Source organism: Caenimonas koreensis DSM 17982 (assembly GCF_009646335.1).
In the GTDB taxonomy this organism is placed as follows: Bacteria; Pseudomonadota; Gammaproteobacteria; order Burkholderiales; family Burkholderiaceae_C; genus Ramlibacter; species Ramlibacter koreensis.
Genome location: NZ_WJBU01000001.1, coordinates 167,392 through 180,028, shown reverse-complemented (window position 1 = coordinate 180,028; position 12,637 = coordinate 167,392). Strand labels below are relative to the sequence as shown.

At 64.0% G+C, this 12,637-nt stretch carries 10 protein-coding genes; 6 read left to right on the top strand and 4 right to left on the bottom strand.

The features are described from left to right. The first annotated feature begins 27 nt into the window (after positions 1 to 27). Positions 28 to 1,887: a dihydrolipoyl dehydrogenase gene (lpdA, locus tag GHT07_RS00825; RefSeq protein ID WP_153583152.1), complete on the top strand. Its 1,860-nt coding sequence runs from the start codon at positions 28 to 30 to the stop codon at positions 1,885 to 1,887. Positions 1,888 to 1,910: 23 nt separating this feature from the next. Here the strand turns inward: lpdA and GHT07_RS00820 are convergent, their stop codons facing one another. Both GHT07_RS00820 and GHT07_RS00815 read right to left on the bottom strand, forming a co-directional pair. Continuing rightward, positions 1,911 to 2,336, bottom strand: a complete 426-nt coding sequence (locus tag GHT07_RS00820) for a pilin (protein WP_153583151.1) — start codon at positions 2,334 to 2,336, stop codon at positions 1,911 to 1,913. A gap of 24 nt (positions 2,337 to 2,360) precedes the next feature. Then, entirely contained in the window at positions 2,361 to 2,960 is a 600-nt protein-coding gene (locus tag GHT07_RS00815) for a C40 family peptidase (RefSeq protein WP_153583150.1), read from the bottom strand. Between the two features lie 124 nt (positions 2,961 to 3,084). Here GHT07_RS00815 and GHT07_RS00810 point away from each other — a divergent pair, with 124 nt between their 5' ends. Next, entirely contained in the window at positions 3,085 to 4,227 is a 1,143-nt protein-coding gene (locus tag GHT07_RS00810; RefSeq protein ID WP_228488109.1) for a PQQ-dependent sugar dehydrogenase, read from the top strand. Between the two features lie 4 nt (positions 4,228 to 4,231). Here the strand turns inward: GHT07_RS00810 and GHT07_RS00805 are convergent, their stop codons facing one another. Together GHT07_RS00805 and GHT07_RS00800 are read right to left on the bottom strand one after the other, a co-directional pair. After that, positions 4,232 to 4,879: a response regulator transcription factor gene (locus tag GHT07_RS00805; protein WP_153583149.1), complete on the bottom strand. Its 648-nt coding sequence runs from the start codon at positions 4,877 to 4,879 to the stop codon at positions 4,232 to 4,234. Between the two features lie 17 nt (positions 4,880 to 4,896). Continuing rightward, positions 4,897 to 5,985, bottom strand: a complete 1,089-nt coding sequence (locus GHT07_RS00800; RefSeq protein ID WP_153583148.1) for an ATP-binding response regulator — start codon at positions 5,983 to 5,985, stop codon at positions 4,897 to 4,899. A gap of 213 nt (positions 5,986 to 6,198) precedes the next feature. On the opposite strand from GHT07_RS00800, the gene GHT07_RS00795 reads away from it, so the two are divergent. The 4 genes from GHT07_RS00795 (at position 6,199) to GHT07_RS00780 (ending at position 12,631) form a co-directional block, all read left to right on the top strand. Then, entirely contained in the window at positions 6,199 to 6,972 is a 774-nt protein-coding gene (locus GHT07_RS00795) for a GGDEF domain-containing protein (RefSeq protein WP_153583147.1), read from the top strand. A gap of 45 nt (positions 6,973 to 7,017) precedes the next feature. Beyond that, positions 7,018 to 7,623 carry an isochorismatase family protein gene (locus tag GHT07_RS00790; RefSeq protein WP_153583146.1) on the top strand — a complete coding sequence of 202 codons (606 nt, stop codon included), beginning with the start codon at positions 7,018 to 7,020 and terminating at the stop codon, positions 7,621 to 7,623. 78 nt (positions 7,624 to 7,701) lie between these two features. Beyond that, on the top strand, positions 7,702 to 9,597 hold the full coding sequence (locus GHT07_RS00785) for a propionate--CoA ligase (RefSeq protein ID WP_153583145.1): 1,896 nt from the start codon (positions 7,702 to 7,704) through the stop codon (positions 9,595 to 9,597). A gap of 163 nt (positions 9,598 to 9,760) precedes the next feature. Next, positions 9,761 to 12,631 (top strand): 2-oxoglutarate dehydrogenase E1 component, encoded by a 2,871-nt coding sequence (locus GHT07_RS00780; protein ID WP_153583144.1) that lies wholly within the window; start codon positions 9,761 to 9,763, stop codon positions 12,629 to 12,631. The last annotated feature ends 6 nt before the right edge of the window (positions 12,632 to 12,637 follow it).

Genomic DNA, 12,637 nt, shown 5'->3' with positions numbered 1-12,637 from the left:
GAGTGAGATGAAAAAGAGGGACAACTCATGAGCCTGGTCGAAGTCAAAGTGCCGGATATCGGCGATTTCGCGGAAGTGTCTGTGATTGAAGTGCTGGTCAAGCCCGGCGACGCAATCAAGGCCGAGCAGTCCCTCATCACCGTCGAGAGCGACAAGGCATCGATGGAGATTCCGTCGTCGCACGCAGGCGTGGTGAAAGAGATGAAGGTGAAGGTCGGGGACAAGGTCAAGGAGGGGAGCGTCGTGCTCGTGGTGGAGAGCGCCGAGGCGGTGGTTGCTGCTGCTGCGCCGGCAGCCCCTGGCGCTGCTGTGCCCCCGCCCCCACCTGTACCCCAAGGAGCAAGCTCCTCGGGGGCCCCGCAAGCCTCTGCCGGTGGGGCAGCGAGCAAGACGGCGATGGCTCCCGTCGCATCGACATACGCCGGTGGCGCCGACATCGAGTGCGACATGCTCGTCCTTGGTGCGGGCCCCGGGGGTTACTCCGCTGCGTTCCGCGCGGCGGACCTTGGCATGAAGACGGTGATCGTCGAGCGTTATGCGACGCTGGGTGGCGTGTGCCTGAACGTCGGCTGCATTCCTTCGAAGGCGCTGCTGCACGTGGCCGCAGTGATGGACGAGGTGAGCCACTTCGAGTCGCTTGGCATCTCATATGGCAAGCCCGCTGTCGATCTCGACAAGCTGCGCGCGCACAAGTCAAAAGTGGTGGGCAAGCTCACCGGCGGCCTGGCCGCGATGGCCAAGATGCGCAAGGTGACCGTGGTGCGGGGCCTCGGTTCGTTCATGGACGCGAACCACCTCGAAGTCGAAGAGACGAGCGGCACCGCGCAGGAAAAGACGGGCAAGAAGCAGACGATCAAATTCAAGTACTGCATCATCGCGGCGGGCTCGCAAGCGGTGCACCTGCCGTTCATGCCGGCTGACCCGCGCGTGGTCGATTCGACCGGCGCGCTTGAACTGGGCGGCAACCCCAAGCGCATGCTCATTCTCGGTGGCGGCATCATCGGCCTGGAGATGGGCACGGTCTATTCCACGCTCGGTGCGCGGCTCGATGTGGTCGAGATGCTTGATGGCCTGATGCAGGGCGCCGACCGCGACCTGGTGCGTGTCTGGCAGAAGATGAACACCCCGCGCTTTGACAACATCATGCTCAAGACAAAGACCGTCGGCGCGCAGGCCACGAAGGACGGCATTCTCGTGAGCTTCGAGGGCGAGCAGGCGCCCAAAGAGCCGCAGCTCTATGACCTGGTGTTGCAGGCCGTGGGCCGCAGCCCCAACGGCAAGAAGATCGGTGCGGAAAAGGCGGGCGTTGCCGTGAGCGATCGCGGCTTCATCCCGGTGGACATCCAGATGCGCACCAACGTGCCGCACATCTTCGCGATTGGTGACATCGTGGGCCAGCCCATGCTCGCGCACAAGGCCGTGCACGAGGCGCACGTCGCCGCTGAAGTGGCCTGCGGCGACATGACGGGCGATGCAGAGCTGAAAAGTGCGGCCTTCAACGCGCGCGTGATTCCAAGCGTCGCCTATACCGACCCCGAGGTGGCGTGGGTCGGCCTGACGGAAGACCAGGCAAAAGCTGAAGGCATCGCGATCAAGAAGGGGCACTTCCCCTGGACGGCGTCAGGCCGGGCGATCGCGAACACGCGTGACGAGGGCTTTACCAAACTGCTGTTCGACGCGAAGACGCATCGCATCCTGGGCGGCGGAATCGTCGGCACGCATGCGGGCGACATGATTGGCGAGGTGGCGCTCGCCATCGAGATGGGTGCCGACGAAATCGACATCGGCAAGACGATTCATCCACATCCGACGCTCGGCGAGAGCATCGGCATGGCGGCTGAGATCGCACATGGCACGTGTACGGACGTGCCGCCTGCGCGCAAGTAGCCCCGCCAGCGCCCTGCCGGCGTTCAGGGCGCGAACGTGCCTGTGATGTCGAGCATCGTGCGGCAGGTGGCCGGCAGGTCGTTGATCAACGCGCGCGACGCCGTGTCCGCGATCGCGACGCCGCAGTCCCAGCGGGCGATCTGCCGGTTTGCCACCGTGCCTGGCTTGCCCTGTTCGATGGCTGCATTGCCGCTCGCATCAAAAGGCTTGAGGTAGAGGTGCAGCCCGTTCGTCGCAGCGTCCATGTTCTGTACCGTCAGCTGGACTTCGCCATGCTGCGTGGTCCGGATGCCGCCTACATATTTGCTCGTGGCAGACGACGATTCGCAGCCAAAGTTGCCGGCCCCCGGAATGCTCCGGCCCGACGCCCAGACGTCAGTCACCTGCGACCTGCAGCCTGACGCCGCGAGAATCAGCTCGGTCAAGGTGAAACCGCGCTGTTGTTTCATGGCTGGACCGGCCGCGATGCGCACTCAGGGTTGCGCAGGTTGTCCGGGATTTGAGTGGGCGGATTGGGTTGCCTGGATCGAGGCGGGCATGTTCACCATCACGCGGCGGGCACCGTCAAAGCGCTGCTTCCAGTAGCTCTGGCCCATGTCCTCGACACGCACCTGGGCGCCGGGCTTGGGGGAGTGAATGAATTTGCCTTCACCAACGTAAATGCCCACATGGCTGAAGGCGCGCCGCATGGTGTTGAAGAACACCAGATCGCCCGGCTGCAGGTCCTGCTTGTCGATGGACTGTGTGGCTGCGGCCTGTTCCTTGGCCTGCCGCGGAAGGACCAGGCCGACCGTGCGCTCATACATGGAGCGCACGAAGCCGCTGCAATCGAAGCCTGCGTCATTGCTGCCGCCACGGCGGTAGGGAACGCCCAGGAAGCCCATCGCCGTGATGACGAGTTCGGACGCGCGATCGCTGACGGTGTTGCTCACCTGCTCCAGCCGGGTCATCAAGCCTTTGTCGGCGATCAGGCGGCTGAGGTCGTCTTCTGCGGACGCCGGGGCTGCCTGCGCACCGGTGCAGGCGAGCGCCACCAGCAAAGAGGCGAAGAAAGATGACAAAGGTTGACGCATTGGGCGCGAGGGTAACCGTCTTGTGAATGAGAAGTCAAGTGAGGATTCGTTTGTAAGTGATTGATTCATATTGGGAAGAGCAGGGGTTTGCCTGAAATGACTGCGTTGCGGACAGAATGTGGGCATGCAAATGGATTCTTTTCACCTCATTCGCCGTAGCCTCCACGCCGCCGTCGCGTCGGTGGTCTGTGCCTTGTCTGCTCTCACAGGTTCGGCCTCGTGGGCGCAAGACTTGAAGACCGTGGACGTGGCGACTGGCCTGGTGCGCCCGTGGGCCGTGGCGTTCCTGCCGCAGGGACGATTCCTGGTGACCGAGCGGCCGGGCCGCATGCGGGTGGTGGAGGCCGACGGCAAGCTGGGGGCGCCGCTGGCGGGCCTGCCGTCCGTGGCCGCGGCCGGGCAGGGCGGTTTGCTCGACGTCATTGCCGATTCAGCCTTCGAGTCCAATCGCACGATCTATTTCTGCTTTTCTGAACCGGGTCCCGGCGCGACCAACAGCACAGCCATGGCCCGGGCCCGGCTCTCGGCAGACTCGACGCGGCTGGAAGACGTGAAGGTCTTGTTCAGCCAGAAGCCCAAATTCGAGAGCCGGCTGCATTTCGGCTGCCGCATTGTCGAAGCGGCCGACGGCAACCTCTTTCTCACGCTGGGCGACCGCTTCTCTCGCATGGAAGACGCGCAGACGCTCGACACGCATCACGGCAAAGTCGTGCGCATCACCAAGGACGGTGCCCCTGCACCCGGCAACCCCCTCATAGGCACGGCGGGCGCGTTGCCGGAGATATGGAGTTACGGCCATCGCAATTCGCAAGGCGCGACGCTCGCGCCCGACGGCACCTTCTGGATGCATGAGCACGGCCCGCAAGGCGGCGACGAGATCAACGTGCCGCAAGCGGGCCGCAACTACGGCTGGCCCGTGATCACCTTCGGCGAGAACTACGGTGGCGGCCCGATCGGCAAGGGCATCACGGCCATGGCCGGTATGGAGCAGCCGCTGCACTACTGGGTGCCGTCCATCGCGCCGTCAGGCATGGCGTTCCTGACGAGTGGGCGGTACGGGGCGGCCATGAAGGGGAATCTTTTCATCGGCTCCCTCAAGTTCGGCTACCTGGCCCGGCTGGAGCTGGACGGCCGAAAGGTCGTGCGCGAGCACAAGCTGCTTCAAGGCCTGGAGCGCGTTCGCGACGTGCGGCAAGGCCCGGACGGGCTGCTGTACCTGTTGACCGACGTCGAGCGCGGCCGCCTTCTACGCGTGCTGCCGCCCTGAGCCCTCAGGGCTTGATGAGGCCTTTGCGCACGGCATACAGCGTCAGGCTGGCGATGTCACTGAGGTGCAGGCGCTCCATGATGCGGGTGCGGTGCACGTCCACAGTCTTGGGCGACAAGCCCAGCTCATACGCAATTTCCTTGGAGGCGCGGCCCTGCGCGATCAGCTTCAGGATCTCGATCTGGCGGTCGGTGAGCTCATCGTTGATGGTGGGCTCCGATGGCTGGAGCAGGCGCTGGGCAATCGACGGGCTGAAATAACTGCCTGTGGCCATCACGCTGCGAATCGCCTGCTCGAGCTCGAAGGGAGGCGCGTCCTTCATGAGGTAGCCGCAGGCGCCGTTGGCGACGGCTCGCTTGACGAAGTCCACGGTGTCGTACATCGACAGCACCAGAAGCCGCACTTGCGGATGCGTCGAGTGAATCTCGGCAATGGCGGTGATGCCGTCCATCACAGGCATCGAGATGTCCGTCATCACGATATCGGGCAGGAGGTCGCCCGCGAGCTGGACGAGCTCCGCGCCATTGCGTGCCTCGGCTATGACCTCGACGTTCTCCACCATCGAAAGCAGTGCCTTGATGCCCGAGCGGACCAGGTCGTGATCATCCGCAAGGACCACCCTGACTGGCTTGACTGGTGCTGTGTTCTTCATGGTGACCCCGATTTGTTCTAAAGCACCGCTCGCACCCGGACACCTTTGCCGGGCCGGGTGCGGATCTGCAGGCGGCCGCCGGCGAGTTCCGTGCGCTCGATCATTCCACGAAGCCCCATATTGCGCTCACTGGTTTCGCCCCCGAGCATCGCGAGCTTGTCGAATCCGACGCCGTCGTCCACCACCAGCAGCCCGATTCGCTCGTTATCAAGAAAGCGGATGCGCACCGTCACATGGCTTGCCTTCGCGTGGCGCACGATGTTCGTCAGCGCCTCCTGGACCAGCCGCAGCACCACGGCTGCCGCGACGCCCGGTTTTTCAGGCTCATCGCCTCGCCAGCTCACCTTGAACGCGAGCTGCGCCGGCTCTGCAATTCGTTGCACGGCCCACTGCGTGGCAGCCACCAGGCCCAGCAGGTCGAGCTGGGGCGGACGCAAGGAGAACGACAGCGTCTTGACTTGCTCGACGGCGCCCTGTGCCATCTCCATTGCGGTGTCGGTGTGTTTGCGCGCGACCTCGGCGTTGTCCGTGCGCTGCGCAGCATGAAGGTGAATCACCATGCCGGTGAGTGTCTGGCCCAGCTGGTCGTGCAGTTCGCGCGAGATCAGGTCTCGCTCGCGCTCTTGCGCAACGACAAGCCGCGCCGACAGCGTCTTCAGGCGGCGGTAGGCGGCTTCGAGTTCGAGCCCCATGCGCTCCTGGTCGCGTGCTCGCTGGCGCTCGTTCATGACGCGCTCGATGATCTGCGGCAGCGTGCCGAGCTTGTCTTTGGTGAGGTAGTCCTTGGCACCGCAGCGAAGCACATGCACGGCTGCCTCTTCGCCGATGGCACGTGTCACAACAATGAGCGGAATGCCCGATTGCCGCGACATCAGAATCTGCAGCGCCGCATAGGGCGAAAAGCGCGGCATGTTGAAGTCGCACAGGATCACATCGAACTGGCCTTCGAGCGCGTGCGCGAATCCGGCAGCGTCGTCAACGCGGGTCAGCTCGTAGTGCCGCAGCGGATCAGCGCGCTCGAGTGCGATCGCCATCAGCTCGACGTCGTCTGCGTTGTCCTCAACGCAAAGCAGTCTGATCGTGGCGGGTTCGCTGGGCTGACTCACTGCAATCCCTCGTGATGTTTGCCGGGCAGTTTAACGTCGTGCGGCGCTCCACAGGGGTTGCCGCACAACGCAATGCAGCGCAAACGGCGTCTGGTGGTGCGGCTAAGCCGATTCCCTAGGCGGCCCCGGCGTTATCCCTACCGGGCGCCAGCGCGGCGGTGGTCTGATTCGTGATACCGGCAAACCATCGGCTCCAGCAGAAGGGGACACACCATGACCACAGATTTCCAGCCCACACGAATCCAGCCGCATGGCGGCGGCTCGACCAGCCTGGCGCATCTGGCAGCGGCAGCGGCGTCACATGCCGTGCGTGACTTGGCCTGCCATGTCGGCGTGAGCCTGGGCCTGCTCAAGGGTAATGAAGAGCGCAGTTGCATGGATACGGCCACTTCGCTCTATAACAAGAACGGGCTGATCGCTTACGGCGACAAGTTGCTGGCCGACTGCGAAGCCCACCACCGCGAGATGAGCGTGGCCGTGTTCGACTTCACGGACCTGGTTGAAGTGCGCAGGATCTACGGCAAGCGCATGGTGCAGGGCCTGACCGGCGTGATCGTCGAAAAGCTCCTGCGGCTCGCCGGAGGCCACGGCTTTGCGGCGCGAACCGGTCCTACCGAGTTCACCGTCGTCATGCCGGCGATGGGCCATGACAAGGCACTGGCTGCCGTCCAGCGTGTGCTCGGCAGGCCGACGCGCATCGAGTACGAAGAGCAAGGGTGCGAGGTGGTGCTGGTGCCGGCCTTTGCGCTGGAGACGACCGGGCCGGACATTGAATCTGTCGAAGAGCTCTATCGCGAAGTCAGGCGCAGCATTGATGAGTTCCAGCGCGAGGAGCAGCGCCACCGTGAGCACGCCCAGCGCGCGCACGAGCGGCACTCCCATCCGATGTCGCTCAATGGGCTGATGGTGGACCATCCGGTCACCGAACGTGTGCTGCATGTGGAGATCTGTCCCACGGTTCCGGCGCCTTTGCAGTCCGCCGCCTGACACTGGCTGCGTCGCACGGCAGTGGAGGCTGGAATAATCGGGCGCATGCTGCTCGACACCGATGACTCCCAACTGGTACTGGTTGACTACCAGTCACGCCTGATGCCCTCCATCCACGAGGGCGACCTGGTCTTGCAGAACGCGATGCGTCTCGCCCGCATGGCACGGCTGCTGGAAGTGCCGGTATGGGGCACGCAGGAGAACCCGGCGGGCCTGGGTGAGAACCCTGCCGAGATGAAAGCGCTGTGCCGCAAGACCCTCGACAAGATGTCGTTCAGTGCGGTTGCAGACGGCCTGGTTGAATGGCTGCGGCCGCCGGCGCGCCCGCAAGGCGGCAATGCCCGCAGCCTGCCCCGGCACTTGCAAAAACCAACGCCAGCCGAGGGCCTGCAACGCAACGCCATCGTGATGGCGGGCTGCGAGGCGCACGTGTGCCTGATGCAGACATCACTGGACCTGCTGGAAGAAGAGTTTGAAGTGTGGGTCGTGACGGACGCCTGCAGCTCGCGCAGCGAACGCAATCGCGATGCAGCCTTTGACCGGCTGGCGGGTGCAGGCGCCGAGCTTGTGACGACCGAGATGGTCGCCTTCGAGTGGCTGCGCGGTGCGGATCACCCGAATTTCAGGGAAGTCTTGACGCTGATCAAGTAAGCGCGCCACGCGCGGTGCGAGCGTGTCAGCTGGCGGCAAGCCCCGTGACCACAATGTCGGGCAGCCCAAGGAGACAACATGACAGGATTCGCTGACTTCCACCGCCGCTCGCTCGAAGACCGCGAAGGTTTCTGGAAGGAGCAGTCGCAGCTCATTGGCTGGCACAAGCCGCCCGTGCAGATCTGTGACTACTCCAACCCACCGTTCACACGCTGGTTTGTCGGCGGCCAGACCAACCTGTGCCACAACGCCGTGGACAGGCACCTGCTCACGCGGCCCGACCAGCCCGCCCTGATCTTCGTTTCGACCGAAACGGGCGTTGAGCGCACCTACACATTCCATGAACTGCACCGTGAAGTGCAGCGTGCTGCGGCAGCACTGCTGGCGCTGGGCGTCAAGCGCGGTGACCGCGTGCTGATCTACATGCCGATGATTGCCGAAGCTGCATTCGCCATGCTGGCGTGTGCGCGGATCGGCGCGATTCATTCGGTCGTGTTTGGCGGCTTTGCCTCCGTGTCGCTCGCCTCGCGCATTGAAGACGCAACGCCGAAAGCGATCGTCAGCGCCGATGCCGGCTCACGCGGCGGCAAGGTGATGCCGTACAAGCCGTTGCTTGACGAGGCGATCCGCCTGTCGAAGCACAAGCCGGAATCGGTGCTGCTGGTCGACCGGGGGCTCGCGCCCATGGAGCGGGTGGCAGGTCGCGACCACGACTGGGCCGAATCGGTTGCCCGCCAGGATGGGGTGCAGGTGCCCTGCGTGTGGCTGGAGTCCACGGACATCAGCTACACCATCTACACGAGCGGCACGACGGGCCTGCCCAAAGGTGTGCAGCGCGACGTGGGCGGCTATACGGTGGCGCTGGCGGCCAGCATGAAGCACATCTTCCTGGGCGAGCCGGGCGAGACGTTCTTCTCGACCAGCGATATTGGCTGGGTTGTGGGCCACAGCTACATCGTCTACGGGCCACTCATCGCAGGCATGGCCACCATCATGTATGAGGGCGTGCCGATCCGCCCCGATGCGGGCATCTGGTGGAGCCTGGTCGAGAAGTACAAGGTCAGCGGCATGTTCAGCGCGCCGACGGCCGTGCGGGTGCTCAAGAAGCACGACCCCGCGTTCCTGGCCAAGTACGACCTGTCGAGCCTGAAGGCGCTGTTCCTGGCGGGCGAACCGCTGGATGAGCCCACGGCGCGCTGGATCAGCGACGGGCTGGGCGTGCCGATCATCGACAACTACTGGCAGACCGAGAGCGGCTGGCCGATCCTCACGATTGCCAACGGCGTCGAGAAAAAGCCAAGCAAGTTCGGCAGCCCTGGCGTGCCGATGTACGGCTATGACGTGAAGATCGTCCACGAGAACACGGGCGAGGAGCTCACGGGTGCCAACGAGAAGGGCGTGGTGGTGATCGAAGGGCCGACGCCGCCGGGCTTCATGCAGACCGTGTGGGGCGACGACGCGCGCTTCGTGCGCACCTATTGGCAGACGGTTCCCGGCAAGCTGGTCTACAGCACCTTCGACTGGGGCATTCGCGATGCCGATGGCTACTACTACATCCTGGGCCGCACCGACGACGTGATCAATGTGGCCGGTCACCGCCTGGGCACGCGCGAGATTGAAGAGAGCATCTCCAGTCATTCGGGCGTGGCCGAAGTGGCGGTGGTCGGCGTTGCCGACCAGCTCAAGGGGCAGGTCGCGATGGCCTTCGTTGTGCCGCGTGACAGTGCGGCCATGGTCAACACCGCGTCCCGGCTCAAGCTGGAAGGCGAGATCATGAAAGTCGTCGATGAGCAGCTCGGCGCGGTTGCGCGGCCTTCGCGCGTGCACCTCGTCCATGCGCTGCCCAAGACGCGCAGCGGCAAGCTGCTGCGCCGGGCGATCCAGGCGGTGGCAGAAGGCCGCGACGCAGGTGACCTGACAACGATCGAAGACCCGTCAGCCCTGCAGCAGATCAAGGATTTGATGGCACCCTGAACGCGGCCTGGGCAGCGCGAGCTAACCGAAAGGTGGCACAATTGCGTTCGCTACCCAGGTCCTTCCGACCCACAGTCGCATCCGCCAACCGGTTCAGCCGTGCCGCGGAAGGTTCTCACAACCAGCCAATGCCTCCTGCAGGGAGGCGGAAAGTCAGCGAAGCATGAGCGATCCAGGCTCCGTCTATACGGCCTATCAAGGCAACTCCTACCTTTTTGGCGGCAACGCCCCGTACGTCGAAGAGATGTACGAAAACTATCTCGCCAACCCGACCAGCGTGCCCGAGACGTGGCGCGACTACTTCGATGCGCTGCAGCATGTGCCTGCCGTTGACGGCTCGGAGTCCAAGGACGTTCCCCACCTGCCTGTGATCAACGCTTTCGCCGAACGGGCGAAGCAGGGCGCAGGCCGCGTGCTGGTTGCCAGCGGCGCTGAGTCTGACCTCGGGCGCAAGCGCACTGCAGTGCAACAGCTCATTGCCGCGTACCGCAACGTGGGCTGCCGCTGGGCCGACCTCGATCCGCTCAAGCGCACCGAGCGCGAAAAGATTCCCGAACTTGAAGCCGGCTTCTATGGCTTCAACGACGCCGACCAGGAAGCGGTGTTCAACATCAGCAACACGTTCTTCGGCAAAGAGTCGATGTCGCTGCGCGAGCTGACGAACGCGCTGCGCGAGACGTACTGCGGCTCCATCGGCGCCGAATACATGTACATCAGCGACCAGCACCGCAAGCGCTGGTGGCAGCAAAAGCTCGAGTCGATCCGCAGCAAGCCGAACTTCTCTGCCGACCAGAAAAAGCACATCCTCGACCGCGTCACGGCCGCTGAAGGCCTTGAGCGCTTCCTGCACACCAAGTACGTCGGCCAAAAGCGGTTTTCGCTCGAAGGCGGCGAGAGCTTCATCGCCTCGATCGACGCCTTGATCCAGGGCGCGGGCAGCAAGGGCGTGCAGGAAATCGTGATTGGCATGGCCCACCGTGGCCGCCTGAATGTGCTCGTGAATGCACTGGGCAAGATGCCGGCCGACCTGTTCGCAGAGTTCGACCACACCGCCAAGGAAGACCTGCCCGCCGGCGATGTGAAGTACCACCAGGGCTTCAGCTCCGACGTGACCACCGCCGGTGGCCCGGTTCACCTGACGCTGGCGTTCAACCCCTCGCACCTTGAAATCGTGAACCCGGTGGTCGAAGGCTCGGTGCGCGCCCGCATGGACCGCCGCTCGGACCCGCATGGCAAGCAAGTGCTTCCGGTGCTGGTGCACGGCGACGCGGCCATTGCCGGCCAGGGCGTCGTGATGGAAACGCTGGCGCTGTCGGAAACGCGCGGCTACTTCACGGGCGGCACGGTCCACATCGTGATCAATAACCAGATCGGCTTCACGACCTCCGACCCGCGCGATGCACGCTCCACGCTGTATTGCACCGACATCGTCAAGATGATCGAAGCACCAGTGCTGCACGTGAACGGCGACGACCCTGAGGCCGTGGTGCTGGCCACGCAGCTCGCGCTCGAATACCGCATGGAATTCCAGCGCGATGTGGTTGTGGACATCGTCTGCTTCCGCAAGCTCGGCCACAACGAGCAGGACACGCCTGCGCTGACCCAGCCGCTGATGTACAAGAAGATTGCGCAGCACCCCGGCACGCGCAAGCTGTACGCCGACAAACTCGCTGCACAAGGCCTGGGCGATACGCTGGGCGACGACATGGTCAAGGCCTACCGCGCCGCAATGGATGCGGGCAAGCACACGCACGACCCGGTGCTGACCAACTTCAAGAGCAAGTACGCGGTGGACTGGCAGCCGTTCCTCGGGCGCAAATGGACTGACCACGCAGACACCGCCATTCCCACTGCAGAGTGGAAGCGCCTGGCCGAAAAAATCACAACGCTGCCTGCCGACTTCACGCCGCATCCGCTCGTCAAGAAGGTGCTCGACGATCGCGCGGCCATGGGCCGGGGCGAAGTGAATGTGGATTGGGGCATGGGCGAGCACATGGCATTTGCATCGCTCGTCGCGAGCGGCTACCCGGTCCGCCTGTCGGGCGAAGACTGCGGCCGCGGCACGTTCACACACCGCCATGCTGTGTTGCATGACCAGAACCGTGAGAAGTGGGACACGGGCACGTTCACGCCGCTGAGCCACGTCGCCGAGAACCAGGCGCCGTTCGTGGTGATCGACTCCATCCTCTCTGAAGAGGCCGTGCTCGGTTTTGAATACGGCTATGCGTCGAACGACCCGAACACGCTCGTCATCTGGGAGGCGCAATTCGGCGACTTCGTCAACGGCGCTCAGGTTGTGATCGACCAGTTCATCGCGTCCGGTGAAGTGAAGTGGGGCCGCGTCAACGGCATCACGCTCATGCTGCCGCACGGCTACGAGGGCCAGGGCCCGGAGCACAGCTCGGCACGCCTGGAGCGCTTCATGCAGCTGGCCGCCGACACCAACATGCAGATCGTCCAGCCGACGACAGCCAGCCAGATCTTCCATGTGCTGCGCCGCCAGATGGTGCGTAACCTGCGCAAGCCGCTGGTCATCATGACGCCCAAGTCGCTGCTGCGTAACAAAGACGCCGGCTCGCCGCTCGTCGAGTTCACCAAGGGTGCGTTCCAGACGATCATTCCCGAGCACAAGGACTTGAAGGCCGACAAGGTCAAGCGCGTGATCATGTGTTCCGGCAAGGTGTATTACGACCTTGCCAAGAAGCGTGAGGAGCGCGGCACCGATGAATCAGCCATCCTGCGCGTGGAGCAGCTTTATCCGTTCCCGCACAAGGCGTTTGCCGCCGAGCTGAAGAAGTACCCCAACGTCACCGAAATCGTGTGGTGCCAGGACGAGCCGCAGAACCAGGGCGCCTGGTTCTTCGTGCAGCACTACATCCACGAGAACATGGTCGAAGGCCAAAAGCTCGCTTATGCGGGCCGGCCGTCGTCGGCTTCACCAGCTGTGGGCTACGCGCACTTGCACCAGGAGCAGCAGAAGGCGCTCGTGGACGCGGCGTTCGGCAAGCTCAAGGGATTCATCCTCACTAAATAAGGTTCA